We start from the raw sequence: 21342 nt of genomic DNA, 5'->3' as shown, positions 1-21342 counted from the left end.
ACATCAACATCGTTCTTGCTTAACTCTAAGTGCAGCTTGGCTAGGTTTATGGCTGCCCTCTAACAATAAACCAGCAGGGCGAACATAATGGCGCGCGATGGAGAACGTTCAGTACTGGCTTTTGATTTTGGAACCAAAAGCATTGGCGTAGCCATTGGTCAAGAGCTCACCGGCAGCGCTAAGCCATTAACCGCAATTAAAGCACAAGATGGGATCCCTTCATGGCCCCTATTGGAAAAGCTACTAGAACAATGGCAGCCTGATTTATTAGTGATTGGTTTACCGCTGAATATGGACGGTACCGAGCAAGACATTACGAGCCGCGCCAAGAAGTTCGCCAACCGCTTACACGGCCGCTTTGGCTACCAAATTGCGATGCAGGACGAACGACTAACCACAGTAGATGCCAAAGAAAAGTTATTTGAATTAGGTGGCTATAAAGCCCTTGAAAAAGGCACGGTAGACAGCCTAGCAGCCGCTCTTATCTTTGAAAGCTGGTGCGCAGAACAATATTAAGCTTACAAACATAAAACAGCCTCGAGAGTATCGAGGCTTTTTATGTTGCAGTAGCTACTTCTTAGAGCTGGACCAGATTTCTGGATCTATTTGCTGCTTCAGTTCTGGGTAATCATCGCTGTTAAAAGTGGGCACTTTGCCCGCATCTAGTTGGCGGTTATAGTCCTTAGCCAGTTTAACCACTACGCCAGAGAGCATTAAAATAGCCACTAAATTGACAATTGCCATAAAGCCCATCGATACATCTGCTAGATTCCAAATAATATCAATTTTCACTACCGCACCAAACATCACCATTGAGAGCACTAATAAGCGGAAAACCCATAAACCCGCTTTATGGTTATGCTCGAGGAAAATCAAGTTTGTTTCAGCGTAAGAGTAGTTACCCACAATAGAGGTAAAGGCAAAGAAGATAATTGCCACGCCAACAAAATAACTTCCCCACTCACCCACTTGGCCACTAAGTGCTTGTTGGGTTAACGCGATACCATCACCCGTTAATTGCTCATTGTAGCTAAGCAGAATAATGGCCGCTGTCGCGGTACAAATCACTAGAGTATCGATAAACACACCCAACATTTGCACGTAACCTTGCGATGCAGGATGAGGCGGGTAAGGCGTTGCCGTAGCGGCTGCATTTGGTGCACTACCCATACCTGCTTCGTTAGAAAACAAACCGCGCTTAATACCGTTCATCATGGCGGCGCCTAAGGCACCAGCACCAGCTTCTTGAAAGCCAAATGCCGAACGGAAGATTAAACTAAACACCTCAGGCATTTGTTGAATATTCATCAGCACAACCACTAAGGCCACTAGCACGTAAGCTAAGGCCATAATCGGTACCACTAACTCGGCAAAACGAGCAATACTGCGAATGCCACCAAAGATGATTAATGCAGCTGCAGCCACTAAGATGCCGCCAACCACATATTTTTCAAAGCCAAATGCTTCGTGTAAGGCTGAAGCAATTGAGTTAGCTTGTACCGCGTTAAAGACTAAACCAAACGCTACAATCAAGCAGATAGCGAAGATCACGCCCATCCAACGTTTACCTAGGCCCTGCTCCATGTAATAAGAAGGCCCACCCCGGAAGTTACCGTCGCTGTCTTTGATTTTGTAGAGCTGGGCCAAGCTGCTTTCTGCAAAGCTGGTAGCCATACCTAGTAATGCCACTACCCACATCCAGAACACCGCTCCAGGGCCGCCAAGACTAATGGCTAAGGCAACACCTGCTAAATTGCCGGTACCGACACGAGCCGCCAGGCTGGTACACAAGGCTTGGAAAGAAGAAATACCGCTAGCATCGCCTTTACGACTCGATTTCATTACTGAAAACATGTGTCCAAAATGACGAAACTGAATAAATTTAGTTCGCACGGTGAATAGAACACCGGTACCCAACAGCAAATAGATGAGCAAATTGCCCCAAAGTACGTCGTTTAACCAGTTCACAATCTCATTCATGGTTTACATTCACCTTACTTTTGTTGTTCGTTTAAAACCTAGCTTAGGTTTAAATGAGCGCGGAGTTTAGGCGTGAGCAACTAACCATGCTTTGATATATAACAAAAACAAGATAAAAACACGGCCGTATATAAATAAAAGTTATTTATGCTGGTAACTAAGTTACAGACTACTTATAAAGCATAGGAAGTTTCACAAAATTTGATGAAAAAATTGCCCGCGGTAACTTTTTTGCAACATTAGTATTTTACTTTTTGTGCACGTGTGGTACTTATTAATTGCAACAACATACAAGGAGATAACCATGGATAGGCTAGACTTGGATACTGTTGAAACAAGTAAATCTTCTCGCAGTTCAAATAAGAAGCGTAAATGGCGTGAAATAGAAGCCATTAAAGATAAGATTCGTTTACAAAAGGAACTACAGTCAATCGACAATAGTTTTGACCTTCAAACTGAATACGAATACTAAATAAAAAAACCCGGCTAAGCCGGGTTTTTTGTTACTGGGTATTTGCTCACTATTCTTGTGGCTCAGATAGCTTGATGCGTTCTGATAGAGCTTTGTATTGCTCTTGCACACGATGACCAAACAATGGGTCTTCATAATTGCCGTGCTGCCAACTTTGCTCTATCGCACGCCAATCGTCAGCGGTTAGGTGGCGTTTCAACGCAGGGAAAATCACCTCTTCTTCATAGTTAAGATGTTCCCACTGCGCCTTAATAAAGGCTTCTAACTTGTCACTGAACTGGTCAAGCGGAACCACTGCATCCAGTAAAATAATGTCAAGAATATCACTCAACTCATCAGTCATTTCCAACAAGTGTTGGTGTTGCTTTTTCAGTTGGTCGGAAAGGTCATCCTCTACAACACGGTACTTAACGTAGTATTCGTAAATTAAATCTTCTTTAGGATGGTGGTAACGATCTGCGTATTCTTGCATGTAGCTAATAATATGAGCGATCAACTTGTACTTAACCGCTTTTTCATTGCGAATGTGAGCCAACTTCTGCTCTAACACCTTCAGCAACTTAGCGATATTTTGATGATCTTGATGAAGACTTTGTAACATTGCTTCTCCTTGGCTAACCAGCACTCTTTAAATCAGTATAAAGGACTCACCGTTGTACTTTAATTGCGCTAGATCGTTTATTAGACAGATTTGCTTTTCGCTCAGTTCACACTTTTTAAGATAAACACCCCAAAATGAGATCACACACAGTTATGTAACTACTAAACCATAAAAAACAAATGCTTGAATAACAAATCGACCACTACTGCTTAGATATTATTCAAACACAGCTTCACCTCCTAGCACAAGACAATAAGCTAGCCCTTAACCATCATCAATAAAATTAATAATAAAATTCAAAAAAAACCCTTTTTTGATTAAGGTCAATTGTAGTATAGTTACAGCAAGTGGCGATAATGATTCGATAAGTGGCTCAAGGATCGCTATATTATGTAATAAAATTACAATTTTTAGCTAATGAGGTATGTTATGACCACAGGTATTCAAATTACTAAAGCAGACAACGACGCACTATTGGGTTCTTTCTGGCTATTAGATAACGAGCAAAACCAAGCTCGTTGCCTATGTGTAAAAGATGAGCTGTACGCTGAAGATGAAGTGGTAGCTATCGATGCATTGGGTCAAATCGAGTATCGTGAAGTGCCAATGAAAGCACAACCTATTGAAGAAGGTGGCCAACACCTAAACGTGAACGTACTGCGTCGCGAAACCTTAGAAGATGCAGTTAAGCACCCAGAAAAGTACCCACAACTAACCATTCGTGTTTCAGGTTATGCGGTACGTTTTAACTCGCTAACGACTGAGCAACAACAGGACGTAATTACACGTACTTTTACTGAATCTTTGTAAGCTTCAGTTTCGCTCAATAAAAAAAGCATGCCTAGGCATGCTTTTTTAGTATTAGTTGTACCTTCCTAAATAAGCTTAATCACGCTCTCTAATCAACCCTTCTTGAATGGTTGATGCGACCAACTTACCTTCACGCGTGAAGAACTGCCCTCTCACTAGGCCACGCCCTTGAGAAGCCGCTGGGCTGTCGACAACATACAATAACCACTCGTCTAAGCGAAAATCTTGGTGATACCACATGCTGTGGTCAATAGTGGCAGTTTGTATAGAGGGCTCAATAAACGAGCGACCGTGTGGCTGCAAAGCTGTAGGCAGAAAGTTAAAGTCTGAGGCGTAAGCCAGCAAATAACGGTGAATACGGCCATCGTCTGGCATTTGTCCATTCGCTTTAAACCATACGCAACGTTTAGCTTCTAGCTTTTCTGGCTGCAAAGGGTTAACAAAGCTTACCGGGCGCATTTCTAATGGCTTGTCGCAAATAAACTTATCCCGCACTGCATCAGGCAGTTGATCGCGCAATTGAAAAGCATACTCTTGTTCTGACTGCAGCTCTTCCGGTGCGGGCACTTGCGGCATTTCATCTTGGTGTTCAAAGCCAATGGTAGGCTCTTGAAATGAAGCCGTCATATAAAAGATAGGCTTACCAAACTGAATAGCTTTCACTCGGCGAGTAGACATGCTTCGCCCGTCGCGAATACTTTCAATATCATAAACGATTCGATGGTTGGGATCGCCAGGGCGTAAAAAGTAAGAGTGAAAAGAATGAACTTGGCGCTTCTCATCTACCGTTTCTTTAGCAGCCGATAACGCCTGCCCCATTACTTGGCCGCCAAACACAGCACCAAAACCTAAATCTTGGCTACAGCCACGAAACAGCCCTTCTTCAATACGCTCTAGGGTAAGCAGCTCAAGTAGATCTTTTAACACTTTACTCATAGTTATTTTGATTTTGTCCTAGCAATCCCTGCAATATGCGCGAGAACGAAACAAAGATCAACTCGGGGTCAAACTAGACTGCAACTAAAGACCAAATTGATTACCTTGAATCGACTTAATACTCGTCTCAGCCAATAACTTGCCAAAATAGTTTAGCCACTTAATCCCCTCGACTTTTCTTACTATCCGCTCAAACAAAAACAGCGCCAAGTAAGGCGCTGTTTAGTTCATTCTGCTTAGCTTAGGCTAAACTTAAATGCTCATAAGCAGTTCACGTAGTTGAGCGAAATCGGCAGGCATTTCTTTAGATAACAGCGCTAAATCTGCTCGGTCTGCTAGCGGCTTAGGTAAACCGATTTCGCGACCCAATATCTCTTCAACGCTTTCTTTAAACTTAGCGGGATGCGCAGTACATAGGAACAAGCCTTGCTCGCCCTCGGCCAATTGCTCGGTTAGCTGTTGGTAAGCAATTGCGCCATGCGGTTCACATACATAGCCTGCGTCGTCTAAAGCTTTAACTGCTTCAGCAGTTTGAGCATCGCTCATTACGCCTTTGCCTAGGTCACTAAGTGGCCAACCTTTGGTTTTAAACAGCTCTTCTACACGTGGCCAGTTGTTTGGCTGGCTTACGTCCATTGCATTAGACAGCGTAGCTTGAGTAGGCTTTGGCTCCCAATTACCTGAGGCCAAATAGCGCGGTACCGTGTCGTTTGCGTTAGTTGCGGCAATAAAGCGTTTAATTGGCAAACCCATCGCTTTTGCAATCAGGCCAGCTGTTAGGTTACCAAAGTTACCTGACGGCACAGAAACCACTAATTGCTCGCGCTGTGCTTTTGACAACTGAGCAGCCGCTTCGAAGTAATAACATACCTGCGCCACTAAACGGCTAATATTGATTGAGTTAGCAGAATTAAGGCCAATCGCTTGTTTAAGTGCTTCATCGTCAAACGACTGCTTCACCATGGCTTGGCAAGCATCAAAGTCAGCTTCTACTGCAACAGTGGTAATGTTACCGCCTAAGGTACAGAACAGCTTTTCTTGTAGCGGACTAATTTTACCTTTTGGATAAAGCACCACAACATTGATGTTTTCCATGCCATAAAATGCATGTGCCACCGCAGCGCCAGTATCGCCAGAAGTTGCGGTTAAAATAGTGGTTTTATTGCCATTAGAAAATTTAGCTAAACACTGCGCCATAAAACGGCCACCAAAGTCTTTAAACGCTAAAGTTGGGCCGTGGAATAATTCTAGAGCACTAATTTTATCGCTTACCTCGGCCAAAGGCGCAGGGAAGATAAAAGCCTTAGTGACCATTTCTAGCAATTCTTGCTCAGGCAACTCGTTATCTAGCAATGCCGCTAACAACTTTGCACAGCGCGGATGAAAATCCAGATCAAGCAACGCGTCAATATCATCAAAGGCTGGAATATTATCAGGGAAGAACAAACCTTGCTGTTTGCCCAAACCTTGTTTAACCGCTTGAGTAAAGCTAACTTGTTCTTCGTTGTGTTTTAGATTGTATAAGTTCATAGCGACGTTCCTGTTACTCGTGTGCCCTGCTCATCGATTTTACAAACATGGCAAAATCCATCTTCGTTTTGAATAAAGTGTTGTTCTAACCAGCTTTTGGTGCGTTGTGCTTGCTCAAGCACTGGCGTAACAATAAATATTGTTGGTCCAGAGCCAGAAATACCGCTAGCTAAAGCGCCGCTTTGAGCGGCAAAACTGCGTACTTCATCAAAGCCCGGAATAAGTGCCGCGCGATAAGGTTCGGCGATAATATTGTCTTTTAACAATGTCGCCGCTAGCTCAGGTTGTTTGCTGTAACTAGCATGTACAAATCCGGCTAAATTACGGCCAAACTCTAGGGTATCTTGGCGACGATATTGCGCAGGTAAAATTGAACGAGCCTGCGCGGTAGAGATATTAATGCCTGGGTAGGCAACAATCCAATACCAATCTTCAAAATGGGGAATCGCTTGGCTAGTAGCGCCTTCTTGCTGCAACATCAGTTGCATGCCGCCCAAGTAACAAGGGGCTACGTTGTCATAATGCACACTGCCGCTAATCTGCCCTTCTAGCTCGCCCATCATAATAAGCATTTGCTCTTTATCAAAGGGCGTATCAACAAAAGCATTTAAGCCTTCTAAAGCGGCTACCACCGAACAAGCACTAGAGCCTAAACCACTGCCTATTGGCAAGTTTTTCTCTAGGGTCATTTTTACACACGCTAAGGGCTTGCCAACCTGCTCGGCATACTGCTTAGCAAAATAGTGGTAGCAATCGTAAAGAATGTTTTGTTTAGGATCGGCCGGTAGCTTGTGGGCAAAATCACCCACGTTCTCAATGACGACATCATCACCTTCAGCGGCTTCCACCATTACTCTATCACCCAACAATCGGCCGTCGATAGGAGATAAGGCAGCGCCTAGGGAATCAAAGCCAACACTGACATTGGCCGTTGAGGCTGGAGCATAAACAACAACACTCATATTATACCTCTTGGTTCCAGTTTAAGGTTCTTAGTACATCAGCAAATACACCCGCAGCGGTTACCGCAGTGCCAGCGCCGTAGCCACGTAATACCAATGGAATAGGTTGATAATAACGGCTGTAAAAGGCTAAGGCATTTTCGCCGTCCTTAACACGGTTTAATGGGTCGTCTGCTGCTACCGCACTTAACGATACTTTGCATACACCTTTATCAATGCTACCAAGGTAACGTAATACCTTACCTTCGGCTGCGGCATCTTCCATCAACTTAGCAAAATAAGCATCGGCTTCTGGCAGGCGCGCCATAAAGGCTTCAGTATCGCCACTTGAATCAAAGTTTGGCGGTAAGGCTTTATCTATTTGAATGTCTTCGATGCTTAAAGGCATGCCCGCTTCACGAGCCAGAATAAGCAGTTTACGAGCAACGTCCATACCCGATAAATCATCTCGCGGATCAGGCTCGGTAAAGCCGTTTTCACGAGCAATAGTTGTTGCCTCGGAGAAGCTCATGCCTTCATCTAATTTACCAAAGATGAAAGATAACGAGCCAGAAAGGATCCCGTTAAAGCGTTCCAGCTTATCGCCAGCTTTAAGCAAGTTTTGTAGGTTTTCAATTACTGGTAAACCAGCACCTACGTTAGTGTCGTATAAAAACTTACGGCGCATTGCCAAGGCAGTTTTACGTAGTTGTTGGTAATACTCCATGCTTGAAGTATTGGCCTTTTTATTGGCAGTAACTACGTGAAAGCCATTAGCTAGAAACTCGGCGTATTTGCCGGCAATATCATCGTTGCTAGTACAATCTACTATCACCGGGTTAATAAGGTGGCTTTGGCCAACTAAGTCAGTAACGTTGGCTAAACTGAAACCACCATTCTCTTCGGTAGCCTCTAGCTGTTGTTGCCAGTTCTCTAAATCTAAGCCCTTAGCATCCAACAGTAGCTTACGACTGTTCGCCACACCACATACCCGAATACCAATTTGCTGCTCTTTTAAATGGCCTTGTTGAGCATGAATTTGCTCAACTAAAGCACCACCAACACCGCCTACGCCAATCAGGAATAAATCAATGTAATGCATGCTGTTAAAGAAGTTTTGGTGACAGGCGCGAATCGCCTCAGCAGCTTTCTCTTGAGACACCACTGCCGAAATAGAACGCTCTGAAGAGCCTTGCGCAATCGCGACTATGTTAATTGCCACTTCCGCAAGAGAAGTAAAGAAGCGTGCAGCAACCCCCTTGCTACGGCGCATGCTATCGCCCACCAGCGAAATAATTGCCAGCTTGTCGATAGTTTCAATCGGTTCTAATAGTTGATTCGCTAACTCTAACTCAAACTCTTCGTTTAAGGCCTCAAGCGCGCGAGTGGCATCAATACTATGAATACAAAAGCTAACGCTATATTCGCAGCTAGACTGGGTAATTAGCGCCACTGATACTTTACTGCGCGAAATGCTTTCAAAAATTCGCCCTGCCATGCCAACCATACCTTTCATGCCTGGGCCTGAAACAGTAAGCATCGTGAGTTCAGACAAGCTTGATAGCGCTTTAACCGGCAAATCATCTTGAGCAGGGCTTTGTGCGCCAATCAAGGTACCTTCACCTTGTGGGTTAAAAGTGTTCTTGATGAGGCAAGGAATATGATACTGGGCAATCGGTGCAATGGTTTTAGGGTGCAATACTTTGGCACCAAAGTAACTAAGCTCCATCGCTTCTGGGTAGCTTAAGCTACGCAATAAACGTGCGTCTTCAACAATTCGTGGGTCGCAGTTATATACGCCGTCTACGTCGGTCCAAATTTCGCAACATTCTGCATCTAAACAAGCAGCTAATACTGCCGCACTGTAATCTGAACCATTGCGGCCAAGCACAACGGTTTCACCTTGGTCATTACCAGCAGTGAAGCCAGGCATTAAGTAAATAACACCTTCTTGAATCATTGCACGATTTAAACGCTGCTTAGACGCTTGAATATCAACAACCGCTTCTAGGTAACCGCCTGAATTGGCAACCAATTTTTGCTGAGGAATAATGATCTCAGCACTATGACCACGCACTAATAGCAAGTGGTTCATTGTGTGAATGCTAAGTTTTTCACCAGTAGAGAGTACTTTAGCGCGAATGTTGTCTGGGCATTGCTGTAACAAGGCAACACCTTTAAGTAGCTGGCGAAGCTCGCCCAACTCTTGATGCACCATTAACTGCATTTGCTCAATCGCAAAACCAGCGTACTTAGCCTTTAACTGAGTAAGCAAGGCTTGGAAGGTTTCTTCAATACGGTTTAAATAGCTTTCGCCATCATTACCGTGACTCACTTTGTCGACGACAGCAACTAAGTCATTGGTCACGCCAGCAGGAGCCGACAGTACCACAGCCATTTGAGATTGATGCTGATTGCTTAACACAATATCGGCAGCGCGGTTAAAGCGCTCAGCGTCGGCTAAAGATGATCCACCAAATTTTAAAACTCGCATTGTTCCTCCCAAAAAAAAACCCGCATCGTGAGTGATACGGGCTTTCTTCGATGTAGTTATTTGCTACAACCAGCCCGACCCGCATGTAGTAATGCGGGTAATCGTTCCGGTGGTTGTGTAAACAAAATGTACTGACATCTGAATAAAAAATCTAAATCCAATTTATGTTCATACCATAACCAGCTGGGCGCTATAGTCAAGTTTTATTTGTTTAGCATAATGGGGAAAACAAGCCTTTAAAGGCCAAGAACAGCCTTAAGCCCTGATTTTTGCTAATAATCTCAGAAGTCGCTAGCGGCAGCTTTATCTCCTCAAAGATAACTTGTAGTGAATGCTTCATAAGTTTTATACGAATAATTAAGCATTTATAATCCAATCTCTCGCTCAACTCCCACCTTTGATTACCCTTCATTCAACATAAGTAACCCCTAGAATCGAAAACAGACTAAACGCCTTCGCCCGCTATCTGGCTCGCTAATTAAGGTAACCGAAGCCCAGCAATAAAAATTTGAACAGGTGTTTAAATCCTGCCATAGTGGATAAAAAAACAACAATAAGAAAATACCTATGAATGAATTGATGGAACACCAAGCTGCCCACGCCATGCTGCAGCGCTTCAATAGCTTCTACCAATGCTTTTTAGAAGTGACCCGTGGCGCTAAACAACGCTTTGAAGATGCCGATTGGATGTCGGTACAACTCGCTTCTCGTGAGCGTATTCGCCTTTATGACCACCACGTAACCGAAGCCCGAGAAGCCATTAAACAGCTCACCGGCCATCTACAGCGCAGCAACCAGTTTTGCGCAGCGGTTAAATCTCACTATTCAGACTTGCTTAAGCAGCATGATAACTTTGAAGTTGCTGAATCTTTCTTTAATTCGGTTTACCAACGTTTGTTCCATCATCGCTATATAGAAGAAAGCCAACTCTTTATAAGACCGAGTCGCTGCAGTAAATTATTTGACTATCAGTTACTCACAAAGCGGTATCAAGATACTCAACTAGAACGCTTACTGCATAGCTTGTTTGAAGATTATAGCTTTAGTATCGATTATGAAGACTTAACTCGCGATATCTCTTTTATCACTGAGCGACTTAATCAAGTACCTCAGCTTGCGGGCCAACAATTACACAAAATCACCATGCTGCAGCCAGTGTTTTACCGTAACAAAGCCGCCTATTTAATCGGCCACTATAAAAGTGAAGGATTAAATTTCCCAATGGTGTTTCCACTGCTTAATCAACATGGCAAAGTGAGCGTTGATACGGTACTTATCGATAGTGACGAAGTGAGTATTATCTTTGGCTTTGCCCGCTCCTACTTTATGGTGGATGCCCCCGCACCAAGGCGCATTGTCAATTTTCTAAAGCAATTGCTCCCTAATAAAACAGATTACGAGTTGTTTACCGCCATTGGTTGTCAAAAACACGGTAAAACCGAGTTGTATCGTCACTACCTCAACCACCTACATAACTCGAGCGATCAATTCGAACTTGCACCTGGCATTAAAGGTATGGTGATGAGCGTATTCACCCTGCCTTCTTACGATGTCGTCTTCAAAATCATTAAGGATGAATTTACTCCACCCAAAGATGTTAGCCATGCCATCGTTAAAGAGAAGTACCGTTTGGTAAAACAACATGATCGGGTGGGCAGAATGGCCGACACTCAGGAATTTTCTAATGTGGAGTTTCCGCTAGCTCGCTTTAGCCAAACCTTGTTAGATGAGTTGCACGCGGTAGCGCCATCAATGTTACATATAGAAGGCGAATCCATCACCATTAAGCATCTTTATACCGAACGCAAAATGATCCCGCTCAATATGTATTTGGATAAAGCTGATGAAGCACAAACACGACAAGTTATTGATGAGTACGGCAACGCCATCAAACAACTCGCTGCCGCCAATATTTTCCCCGGCGATATGTTGTTTAAGAATTTTGGAGTGACCCGTCATGGTCGTGTAGTATTTTACGATTATGATGAAATTTCTTACATGACCGAATGCAACTTTAGAGAGTTTCCAAAATCTCAATATCCCGAAGATCAATGGGGTGCCCATCCAAGCTATTCCGTTGGGCCCAATGACATTTTCCCAGAAGAGTTTGCCACCTTTCTGTTAGGTAAACCCGTTGTTAAACAGGTCTTTAAAGAGTTACACGCTGAGTTATTTCAAGCCAAGTATTGGCAGCAACTACAACAGAACATTAAAAATGGTCTGTTTGAAGACGTTTATCCTTATCGAAGACGTCGCCGATTTGTAAACAGGTAGAGGATCCTGCTACAAAATTATATGAAATGATCATTTAATCGGTTTTGTTTAAATTTTTGAGGATCAGCGGTGATCTTAAGCAAAGGATCAACCATACTACTTTTTAGAAACAAAAATAATAATAAGGAGCAGCGGTGGCTAAGTTACTATTTCAGCATTCACTTGTTGTTGCTCTTTTTGTCGTTTCTGGCGCGGCGTTTGCTGCAGATGTTGAAAGTGAAATGAGCCTAAGTTACGGCGATGGCGAACATATACAGCTGTCTTCCCGTAGCCAAGTAAAAAATTGGTACGTTACGGGTTACAACAATAGCCAGTTTGTAGCCACTGGTGACGATAACGACGGTCAATCTTGGTTCTTTAACGGCGGCTATCAGCACAAACTGCGCAGCGAATTGTCTTTATTTGTTGAAGCAGGGGTAAATAACCAATACGACGATATTGCCACCCGCAAAGGTTTCAACCTTTCCACTGGGGTAAATTATCAACCCCTAAAAAGCCTCTCAATTCAAAGTAAGCTGGTGCAGGTTCACCAACCTAAATACGACAATACCGAGCATAGTCTAGAGCTGTCGAGTACTTACCACTTACTTAAAAATATTGATGTTAAAGCCGTTTATCAAGTGGAAGCTCAGCAAGATAAACAAACTCAGCAACAGGTACAATTTGGTTTAGGCTACCGCTTCTAAGCAAAACCTTCAGGTAGCTCTAAGGCCTGTTCACTCACTAGCACACCATTCTCATCAGCATAAATGAACATACCGGGCTTTATTTCTTGGCTAGCAAACTCAATACTACAGTTAAGCTCACCTAAGCCTTTTCGTTCGGTTTTCATTGGGCATGCTGCTAAAGCTCTAACCCCCAAGTCCATGGTATTAATGGCGCTTACATCACGGATAGCTCCATTGATTACCACACCAGCCCAACCTTGCACATAGGCTGAGTCAGCAATTAAATCGCCCATTAAAGCACGCTCTACACTTCCACCTCCGTCTACCACCAGCACCTTTCCCTCACCCGGAGTGGCTAATAACTCTTTAACTCGGCTATTATCTTGCCAACATTTTACAGTGACCACCTGGCCCCAAAATAACGGCTTAGCGCCATAGAGAGTAAATATCGGGTCTAATAGTTTTACCTGCTCAGGGTAAAGATCACAAAGCTCGGGAAGAAGGTCTTGCATGGCGGTCATCCTTTATCATCAAGTTATACATTATACCAATGGTCGGCTTAGGCCTAAGCTTGAAATAGCTTGCTTAATACACAGCCATTCGCGCAGATAACAGTGGTCGTTTATCCAACTAAAAATCTTTTGCCTGAAAAGCTTTGCAATATGTTGCACATCAATTAACGAGCGATCAACAACTGCACTAAAATCGTAATGATTTAGATCACGCTAGCCTGCCGTAAGCCAGCAGTGAGTAAACTGCAGCAACTGTAAACATGAAACTAAATAACAGTCTTACTTTCGACTGAATAATCGGATTCTCGTAACACTAAAAGGATTACTCACGGTAATTATCGCAAGCCTTTGATATTTAAAGTTAGCAATGACCCAAAAGATAGTGTTTTCATATAAAGTAAACATGTAGTTTATTTTCAGTATTGTCTTTTAAAAATCGTTAAAATGGTCAATTCCGATTGATTTGAATCAAAAGCACAGCAGAAAACGTAAGCTTTTTTCAGTCTCAAGTTGTTATATCACTGTTAAGCCCATAGAATATGTTTATTGCTTGTAACGAACAATGCATATAGAAGGTCTCATACGCCGATTTAACACGCGTTTCAGGCAAACTATTTGTCTATTTTTTTGCCATTCAACGGGTTTTAACACAAACTCAACATGGATTGAATTAAGTAGCGATTGCTTTGCACCTTTTATTTGAGCTACTTGTTCGCAAGCCCACTTATTCTAAACAGCATTGGGGAAGACCATGACACCGAATATTTTAATCGTCGAGGACGAATTGGTCACTCGTAACACGCTAAAAAGCACTTTTGAAGCCGAAGGCTATAACGTGTTTGAAGCTATCGACGGCAATGAAATGAATAGCGTGCTTGAAGCGCACTCTGTTCACTTAATTATCATGGATATTAACCTTCCTGGTAAAAACGGCTTGTTATTAGCACGCGAATTACGTGATCGTGAACAAATTGCCTTGATGTTCTTAACAGGCAGAGACAACGAAGTAGACAAAATTTTAGGCTTAGAAATTGGTGCAGATGACTACATTACTAAACCATTCAATCCTCGCGAGCTAACTATTCGAGCTCGCAACTTGTTAAACCGCACTGTAAATGGTCAAGCAGCCAATGAAGATAAAGGCTCTGTTGAAGAATATCGCTTCAACGGCTGGACCTTAGACATTAACAGTCGCTCTTTAGTAAGCCCTCATCAAGAAACCTACAAATTACCACGCAGCGAGTTTCGCGCAATGTTGCACTTTGTAGAAAACCCTGGGCAGATTCAAACCCGAGCTGACTTGCTTAAGAAGATGACAGGCCGTGAGCTTAAGCCACATGACCGGACTGTAGACGTTACCATTCGTCGAATTAGAAAACACTTCGAATCAATCCCCGAAACGCCAGAGATCATCGCGACTATTCACGGCGAAGGCTATCGTTTTTGTGGTGAAATTGAGTAAGCAATAAATGCTCAACAAAACCTCGCAGTTTCGCGAGGTTTTTTTATACTTGCTAGATGCTCAATAAATGAGCAGGCTGGCAAGGTTTTACAAATTCGAACAAATTACCAGCCACATTTACAGCCAATAAATCGACAATATTTTGATCGACATTCTGATTTGTAGTTATTTTTCTACATATCCTTTTGTGATCAATCTTGTATAATGTGCGCAGATTTTTTTACTAGCATCCTTAACGGAGAGTCACTTCAATGAAGAAAACCAAAATAGTTTGTACCATTGGTCCAAAAACTGAATCGGTAGAAATGCTAACTAAGTTAGTTGAATCAGGCATGAACGTAATGCGTCTTAACTTCTCTCACGGGGACTTTGCAGAGCACGGCACTCGCATCAACAACCTACGTGAAGTTATTAAGAACACGGGCAAATCTGCTGCTGTTTTATTGGATACTAAAGGTCCAGAAATCCGTACGATTAAACTAGCTGGCGGCGATGACGTAAGCTTAGTTGCAGGTCAAGAGTTCACATTCACTACTGACCAAACAATTATCGGCGACTCAACTCGCGTAGCGGTAACTTACCCTGGTTTAGCGGCTGACTTGAAAGTAGGCAACATCATCTTAGTAGATGACGGCCTAATCGAAATGGAAGTTATTGCTGTTTCTGACGACGAAGTTAAGTGTACTGTTCTTAACAACGGTGACCTAGGCGAAAACAAAGGTGTTAACCTTCCTGGCGTAATCGTTCAACTACCTGCACTTTCAGCTAAAGATAAAGGCGACTTAATCTTTGGTTGTGAGCAAGGCGTAGATTTCATCGCTGCATCTTTCATTCGTAAGAAAGAAGACGTACTAGAAATTCGTCAACTTCTTAAAGAGAATGGTGGCGACGCTATCCAAATCATCTCTAAAATCGAAAACCAAGAAGGCGTAGATAACTTCGACGAAATTTTAGAAGTATCTGACGGCATCATGGTTGCTCGTGGTGACTTAGGTGTTGAAATCCCAGTTGAAGAAGTAATCTTCGCTCAGAAAATGATGATTGAGAAATGTAACCGTGCTCGTAAGCTGGTTATCACTGCAACACAAATGCTTGACTCAATGATCAAAAACCCACGTCCAACTCGCGCTGAAGCGGGCGACGTTGCTAACGCAATCTTAGACGGTACTGATGCAGTAATGCTTTCTGGTGAGTCTGCTAAAGGTAAATACCCTGTAGAAGCGGTATCTATCATGGCAACTATTTGTGAGCGTACTGACGCAGTAATGCCTTCTAACCTAGATCCAGCACGTGATAGCGGTAAACTACGCATCACTGAAGCGGTATGTAAAGGTGCTGTTGAAGCGTCTGAGAAGCTAAGTGCTCCTCTTATCGTTGTGGCTACTGAAGGCGGTAAATCAGCTAAGTCTGTTCGTAAGTACTTCCCTAAAGCGAACATTTTAGCGATTACTACTAACACTAAAACATCTGCTCAACTTTGCTTGACTAAAGGTGTTTACCCACATGTTGTTGATAGCATTGAAAGCACTGACGCATTCTACGCTCTAGGTAAAGACCTAGCGATGGAATCTGGTCTTGCTAACAAAGGCGACATCATTGTGATGGTATCTGGTGCCTTAGTACCTTCTGGTACAACTAACACTTCTTCTGTACACGTACTGTAATTTTACGTTTACTGAATTGAAGTAAAAAAGGCGCCTTAGGCGCCTTTTTTTATGGCTGCTATTTACTCGGTTTTAGCTCAGCTAAATGCGCCATATCATTCAAGATTGAATCAATTTGATCCAAGGCTAAAGCACTCATGTTAATCGCCCGTGGATAAAGAGGTTGATGGCGATCATCCTGCCAATGATTTACCCAATAGTTAGTCGACAATAAAAACTCTCGTGCATATTCTTCATTTACCGCTAAACACCCACGTAAACATACATCTAAGTAGGTTTGTAAAATGGGGCTGTTCGTTTGTGGGTGCCAATACTCCTTTGCCACATAGGTATAGATCTTAACAACTTCACCGGGCAAATCGTCGAGCAAATCAAGTTGTTGAACATCAAGCAATACACGGTCGTAGTCTTGTTCTCGCTTATCTAACTCTGGCAAGAATGTCTCGTCAAACGGAATCAGTACCCCGTTTACGCTAGCATTACTATCTGGAGTAATGACTACGGCAGAACGGTCTTCGGCACTCTTTAAACCGCTCCAATAACGCTGATACCCGTGTAAGCGCGCCGCATAGGCATGTTCTCCGGGAAAGGTGCACTGGCGGCAATCAGTATCAATTAAACTGCCATAACCAAAAATGTAAATCATCGCTCACTCCGATTAAAAAATAGTATCGCTGACTTTATCGCGAACAAACTAAAACAAACCTAGCTGCGGGCTATTGCTAGAGACATGATAATGAAACTGTTGAGGTTTAGATTGAGACGCTTGACCAGCAAGCCAAGCTAATCCGCTTTCTAACTCAAACAATAAAGGCATACGGTGATGGTATTGCGTTAATTGACTGCTCGCATTTTGAGTTAGCACTACCAACCGAGCTTGCTCATGTTGGTGTTGGCGAATATACAAAGCGCCTAATAACAGCAAGTGGCTATGGTCTAGACGAAATTCGAAACGTTCCTGATTGCGCCACTCATGCCAGGCTTTAACGGGAAGTAAACAACGCTGATTTAACCAAGCTTGGCTAAACATTGCTTTATCTGCAGCGGTTTCTGCCCGAGCATTAATGATTAACTGGCTCGTTTGAGAATGCTGAACTCCCCAGAGATAGTGTTCACAAGTTAGTTTTCCTTGCGTAAAAGTTATCGCAGGCAAAGACTCGCGGGGTCGATATTGCTTAGTTTCACCAAAATCTAAAAATAACGAATCTACGCCAATTACTTGTCGTATTTCGTATTCACCACCAATCATCACACTGCCGCACACGTTTTGCGATCCCTACCCTTATGTTCTGTCTGCTATCGCTAGCTAATAGTAAATACAAACAGTAACATAATCTGCAGTAAAGGCTTTCAATCTAAGAGTATTTAAGAGGTAGCATGGATACAACAACTCGCAAAATGCACGAGCGAAAACGCATTGCCTTAGTGGCTCATGATCATAAAAAGAGCGCGCTAATAAAATGGGCTAAGATCCACCAAAAAGCATTAGTACAACATCAGTTATTTGGCACTGGTACTACCGGCACTTTATTATCACAACAGGGCTTTGAGGTAGAAGCACTATTAAGTGGCCCAATGGGCGGTGACCAACAACTGGGAGCGATGATCGCGGAAGGGAAAATAGATTTAATGATCTTTTTCTGGGATCCATTAGATGCGGTACCTCATGACCCAGATGTAAAAGCCTTGCTGCGCTTGGCTGCGGTATGGAACATTCCTATGGCAACAAACCAAGCAACGGCTGACTTTATCTTAGCCAGCCGTCATTTCAATCAGGAGTTTTCGGTAGATGTTCCTGACTATGCAGGTTACCTGAAACAACGCACAAAATAAGCAGCACGTTATGCGGCTGTTTGGCTCTCTGCTTCACCCGCTCGGATCCTAAATAACTTCCCCGAGTGAGTACGGTTAGCTTTGTAGTCAGGCTGTAAAAAGCGAGGGCGAATTGATTTTAAATGCTCAATCTGTTCCTCGTTTAATTTACCCACTGGCAACCCCAAGGCTTTGTAACTTAATAATGGTCGTGCTGCCAAGTTAATCATCATGTCAACGTTACTACGCTGTTCTTGCACATGCTGCTGATTAATCGGTTTAAGTACCCCATTCTCCAATAAGTTAACCACTGCCGGTTCCTTGAGAGGCAAACTTAAAACACTGCGTCGAGCAATAATAAACTCACGTAGAATCGCTCGTTCAGAATGATCTAAACACGCAACCATTGACGACAAACGCTGTAGCTCTTTGCGATGTTGAACTGCCCCACTTAAGCTAGTCACTAATAGCAGCAAGCCACGGCTAATAAAATAGGCTAAACCCACTACACAACTAAAAGTAAGCACTAAGCTCAGTTGACTATTTATGCTGGCTTCGGGTAGCCATTGGTTTGGTATCATTAACAGCAAACCACTAGCGATTAGTAGCCACGCCATTAAAATGTCTAATACCCCCCAACGGGCGATTAAACGACTTAAAAATTCCATTGTTTCACTCTCCTGACAAAAAGCTGACTCTTCGCAGGTAGTGATAGCAAGGGCTATGCCAGATAACAAACTGGCCGCATTAAGCGGCCAGTTTTTAACGATAAAGCGAGCTGTATTTACGCGTCTTGATGCTCGGGAACCAATGCCAGCGCGGCTTGCATTACCTCTATGCCCGCGCCAGACTTATGCGCATTCTCACTAAGGTGACGACGCCAAGCTCTTGCACCTACGCAACCTTGAAATAAACCAAGTATATGACGGCTAATGTGCTGCAAACGCCCACCCTGAGCTAGATGCTGCTCAATATACGGTAGCATTAACTCAGCGACCTGATGTCGACTTAACTGGGGAGAGTGATCGTCAAAGATCCGTTGATCCACCTCAGCTAATAAATAAGGATTTTGGTAAACCTCGCGCCCCAACATTACCCCGTCAAGGTGGGTTAAGTGTTGTTCAGCTTGCTCTAAGCTATTGATACCGCCATTTACACTAATGGTGAGTTGAGGATAATCTTTTTTTACTTGATAAGCGCGAGAGTAATCAAGCGGCGGAATGTCACGATTCTGTTTAGGGCTTAAGCCAGATAACCACGCTTTACGCGCATGAATAATAAAGGTTTCGCATCCCGCTTGAGCAGCCGGTTCAATAAAGTCTTTTAGAAACTGATAGCTGTCTTGCTCATCAATCCCAATCCGAGTTTTCACCGTTACTGGTATTTTTACCTGATGTTGCATTTCGCTGACACACTCGGCCACCAAGTTTGGTTCAGCCATTAAACAAGCGCCAAAACGACCGTTTTGAACACGGTCTGAAGGGCAACCAACGTTAATGTTTACCTCATCATAACCTAAGTCTTCAGCACGTTTAGCACACTCGGTAAGCTCTGTGGGATTGGAACCACCAAGTTGTAAGGCTATTGGGTGTTCTGGCTCCGAAAACCCTAAGTAATCGCCCTTTCCATGCAAAATGGCACCGGTTGTCACCATTTCAGTATACAGCAAGGTATTCTTCGTCATTAATCGGTGGAAATAACGGCAGTGGCGGTCGGTCCAATCGAGCATTGGGGCAACGGAAAAACGAGAAGATGGATGCATAGTTAAAATCTCTTTATAAATTAGGGTTTTAGCCACACAATCCATGAAGGCAAAACGGAAAAAAACAAGTAAATCTAACGTTTTTGTACCCCTAAATGTCCCTTGAGGGATATTTTGAGGGACACAAAAGACACTGAACTTGATTCGGTTCGCGATTATACAGTTAGCTTACTAGCGCTTCAAATATAGCGTTTAGTAATCTCATCAACATCCTCTCTTCCAACTTTTACTAATAAGAGAGGTTAAAAATGGCAACTATTGCTATAGAAAAGGTTAAAAGAAAGAATACTATAAAGTTCAAAGCTAGAGTTAGGCTAACCAGTCATGGCAAAAGATTATTTGAACAATCAAAGACCTTCACTTCAGAAAAACAGGCCAGACATTGGGCTACAAACCTAAGCTTTCAGCTAGAAAAAGACGGTATACCTAACACACAGCCAAAAGATATGACCATTCTTATTGGTGACCTGATTACTCTATATTTAAATGATCCTATTACATCTGCAGATATTGGTCGTTCCAAATTTGCAGTACTCAGCAGACTTAGAGCCTATGACATTGCACTTTTACGCGCAGATCTGCTTACGGCAAATGACTTAGTTAACCACTGCCGTATTCGAAAAGAAGAGGCAACTCAGCCTCTCCCCCAAACTATCTATCATGATATAACCTATCTCAAAAGTGTCATTGACGTAGCTGGCCCTATGTTTGGTTACAGCGCCAATATTAATGCACATGGAGAAGCCATCCCTACCTTAGTTCGATACGGGCTAATTGGCCGCAGCCAACGTCGAGAGCGTAGACCAACCACTGAAGAATTGCGCATCGTAGAAGAAGGCTTGATACGAAGACAATCCCACCGTGCTGCTCATATTCCTTTGGTCGATATCTTTCACCTATCTATATATACCTGCATGAGATTGGGAGAAATAACTCGTATCGAATGGAACGACTTAAACTTGGATTCATCAACCTTAACAATTCGTAATCGTAAAGACCCAAGAAACAAGCGAGGAAATGATTGCACCATCCCACTGTTTCATGAAGCTAAAGAGATTTTCTTACGTCAGCCAAAAACTGAATCTCGTATTTTCCCTTTCAAGCGCGAATCTATTGGTGCAGCATGGCAGCGTGTTTGTCGAGAAAAAGGAATCAAAGACCTTCGCTACCACGACTTGCGAGCGGAAGGCGCATGTCAGCTATTTGAGAAAGGACTAAACATTGTTGAAGTGTCTAAAATCACAGGCCATAAAGACATAAACGTACTAAACAATGTATATCTTCGCTTAGGCGTTCAAACTCTTCACACGGTCAGCAAGTTAAGCGATTGAGTTTAAAAAAACACCATCACGCGACATGGATCACAATTTTGTCTTATTTTAAAATTTTTTAAAATAGTATCGAATTAAAAAACACTGAAGTGA

20 protein-coding genes are annotated in these 21342 nt (G+C 43.1%); 9 read left to right on the top strand and 11 right to left on the bottom strand.

From position 1 onward, the window contains the following. The first annotated feature begins 87 nt into the window (after nucleotides 1-87). The gene (gene ruvX / locus ACLD71_RS09620; RefSeq protein ID WP_411994419.1) at nucleotides 88-516 is read left to right on the top strand and encodes a Holliday junction resolvase RuvX; all 429 of its coding nucleotides are present in this window, start codon (nucleotides 88-90) and stop codon (nucleotides 514-516) included. Between the two features lie 54 nt (nucleotides 517-570). Here ruvX and ACLD71_RS09615 read toward each other — a convergent pair whose 3' ends face one another. Then, nucleotides 571-1980, bottom strand: a complete 1410-nt coding sequence (locus tag ACLD71_RS09615; RefSeq protein WP_411994417.1) for an alanine/glycine:cation symporter family protein — start codon at nucleotides 1978-1980, stop codon at nucleotides 571-573. A gap of 304 nt (nucleotides 1981-2284) precedes the next feature. Between ACLD71_RS09615 and ACLD71_RS09610 the strand changes: the two genes are divergently transcribed. Continuing rightward, nucleotides 2285-2452, top strand: a complete 168-nt coding sequence (locus tag ACLD71_RS09610; protein WP_137673748.1) for a DUF3545 family protein — start codon at nucleotides 2285-2287, stop codon at nucleotides 2450-2452. Between the two features lie 49 nt (nucleotides 2453-2501). On the opposite strand, the gene ACLD71_RS09605 is transcribed toward ACLD71_RS09610, so the two are convergent. Further along, a complete protein-coding gene (locus ACLD71_RS09605) occupies nucleotides 2502-3053 on the bottom strand; it encodes a hemerythrin domain-containing protein (RefSeq protein WP_303513759.1) in 552 nt (183 codons plus the stop codon). 417 nt (nucleotides 3054-3470) lie between these two features. Here ACLD71_RS09605 and grcA point away from each other — a divergent pair, with 417 nt between their 5' ends. Beyond that, nucleotides 3471-3863, top strand: coding sequence for an autonomous glycyl radical cofactor GrcA (gene grcA / locus ACLD71_RS09600; protein WP_411994415.1), 393 nt, complete (start codon nucleotides 3471-3473; stop codon nucleotides 3861-3863). A gap of 75 nt (nucleotides 3864-3938) precedes the next feature. On the opposite strand, the gene tesB is transcribed toward grcA, so the two are convergent. The 4 genes from tesB to thrA form a co-directional block, all read right to left on the bottom strand. Continuing rightward, nucleotides 3939-4799 (bottom strand): acyl-CoA thioesterase II, encoded by an 861-nt coding sequence (gene tesB, locus ACLD71_RS09595; protein ID WP_137673745.1) that lies wholly within the window; start codon nucleotides 4797-4799, stop codon nucleotides 3939-3941. A gap of 252 nt (nucleotides 4800-5051) precedes the next feature. Further along, a complete protein-coding gene (gene thrC, locus ACLD71_RS09590) occupies nucleotides 5052-6329 on the bottom strand; it encodes a threonine synthase (protein WP_411994413.1) in 1278 nt (425 codons plus the stop codon). Continuing rightward, nucleotides 6326-7291 carry a homoserine kinase gene (thrB, locus tag ACLD71_RS09585; protein ID WP_137673742.1) on the bottom strand — a complete coding sequence of 322 codons (966 nt, stop codon included), beginning with the start codon at nucleotides 7289-7291 and terminating at the stop codon, nucleotides 6326-6328. Before thrB ends, thrC begins: the two co-directional genes overlap by 4 nt. A gap of 1 nt (nucleotide 7292) precedes the next feature. After that, nucleotides 7293-9764, bottom strand: coding sequence for a bifunctional aspartate kinase/homoserine dehydrogenase I (gene thrA, locus ACLD71_RS09580; protein ID WP_411994412.1), 2472 nt, complete (start codon nucleotides 9762-9764; stop codon nucleotides 7293-7295). Between the two features lie 567 nt (nucleotides 9765-10331). On the opposite strand from thrA, the gene aceK reads away from it, so the two are divergent. Continuing rightward, nucleotides 10332-12038 (top strand): bifunctional isocitrate dehydrogenase kinase/phosphatase, encoded by a 1707-nt coding sequence (gene aceK / locus ACLD71_RS09575; RefSeq protein WP_137673740.1) that lies wholly within the window; start codon nucleotides 10332-10334, stop codon nucleotides 12036-12038. Nucleotides 12039-12172: 134 nt separating this feature from the next. Beyond that, entirely contained in the window at nucleotides 12173-12724 is a 552-nt protein-coding gene (locus tag ACLD71_RS09570; protein ID WP_411994410.1) for a hypothetical protein, read from the top strand. On the opposite strand, the gene ACLD71_RS09565 is transcribed toward ACLD71_RS09570, so the two are convergent. Beyond that, complete coding sequence (locus ACLD71_RS09565; RefSeq protein WP_137673738.1) at nucleotides 12721-13218, bottom strand: putative 4-hydroxy-4-methyl-2-oxoglutarate aldolase; 498 nt, start codon at nucleotides 13216-13218, stop codon at nucleotides 12721-12723. The genes ACLD71_RS09570 and ACLD71_RS09565 overlap by 4 nt on opposite strands. A 751-nt stretch (nucleotides 13219-13969) precedes the next feature. Here ACLD71_RS09565 and arcA point away from each other — a divergent pair. Beyond that, nucleotides 13970-14680, top strand: a complete 711-nt coding sequence (gene arcA / locus ACLD71_RS09560) for a two-component system response regulator ArcA (RefSeq protein WP_137673737.1) — start codon at nucleotides 13970-13972, stop codon at nucleotides 14678-14680. A 251-nt stretch (nucleotides 14681-14931) separates the two neighbouring features. Further along, nucleotides 14932-16344 (top strand): pyruvate kinase PykF, encoded by a 1413-nt coding sequence (gene pykF / locus ACLD71_RS09555; RefSeq protein WP_137673736.1) that lies wholly within the window; start codon nucleotides 14932-14934, stop codon nucleotides 16342-16344. A 58-nt stretch (nucleotides 16345-16402) separates the two neighbouring features. Here pykF and ACLD71_RS09550 read toward each other — a convergent pair whose 3' ends face one another. Together ACLD71_RS09550 and ACLD71_RS09545 are read right to left on the bottom strand one after the other, a co-directional pair. After that, the gene (locus tag ACLD71_RS09550; protein ID WP_137673735.1) at nucleotides 16403-16990 is read right to left on the bottom strand and encodes a gamma-glutamylcyclotransferase family protein; all 588 of its coding nucleotides are present in this window, start codon (nucleotides 16988-16990) and stop codon (nucleotides 16403-16405) included. Nucleotides 16991-17038: 48 nt separating this feature from the next. After that, entirely contained in the window at nucleotides 17039-17608 is a 570-nt protein-coding gene (locus ACLD71_RS09545) for an SOS response-associated peptidase family protein (RefSeq protein ID WP_411994408.1), read from the bottom strand. Between the two features lie 113 nt (nucleotides 17609-17721). On the opposite strand from ACLD71_RS09545, the gene ACLD71_RS09540 reads away from it, so the two are divergent. Next, nucleotides 17722-18177 (top strand): methylglyoxal synthase, encoded by a 456-nt coding sequence (locus ACLD71_RS09540; protein WP_411994407.1) that lies wholly within the window; start codon nucleotides 17722-17724, stop codon nucleotides 18175-18177. Between the two features lie 8 nt (nucleotides 18178-18185). Here the strand turns inward: ACLD71_RS09540 and ACLD71_RS09535 are convergent, their stop codons facing one another. After that, complete coding sequence (locus tag ACLD71_RS09535; protein ID WP_137673732.1) at nucleotides 18186-18824, bottom strand: super-infection exclusion protein B; 639 nt, start codon at nucleotides 18822-18824, stop codon at nucleotides 18186-18188. A gap of 116 nt (nucleotides 18825-18940) precedes the next feature. Next, the gene (gene dusA / locus ACLD71_RS09530; protein ID WP_411994405.1) at nucleotides 18941-19918 is read right to left on the bottom strand and encodes a tRNA dihydrouridine(20/20a) synthase DusA; all 978 of its coding nucleotides are present in this window, start codon (nucleotides 19916-19918) and stop codon (nucleotides 18941-18943) included. Nucleotides 19919-20166: 248 nt separating this feature from the next. On the opposite strand from dusA, the gene ACLD71_RS09525 reads away from it, so the two are divergent. Then, nucleotides 20167-21249, top strand: a complete 1083-nt coding sequence (locus tag ACLD71_RS09525) for a site-specific integrase (RefSeq protein ID WP_411994404.1) — start codon at nucleotides 20167-20169, stop codon at nucleotides 21247-21249. The last annotated feature ends 93 nt before the right edge of the window (nucleotides 21250-21342 follow it).

It is taken from the genome of Agarivorans sp. DSG3-1 (genome assembly GCF_046774965.1).
Lineage (GTDB): Bacteria > Pseudomonadota > Gammaproteobacteria > Enterobacterales > Celerinatantimonadaceae > Agarivorans.
Note: the sequence above shows the minus strand (reverse complement) of the source record. Positions and strands in the feature narration are given on the sequence as shown.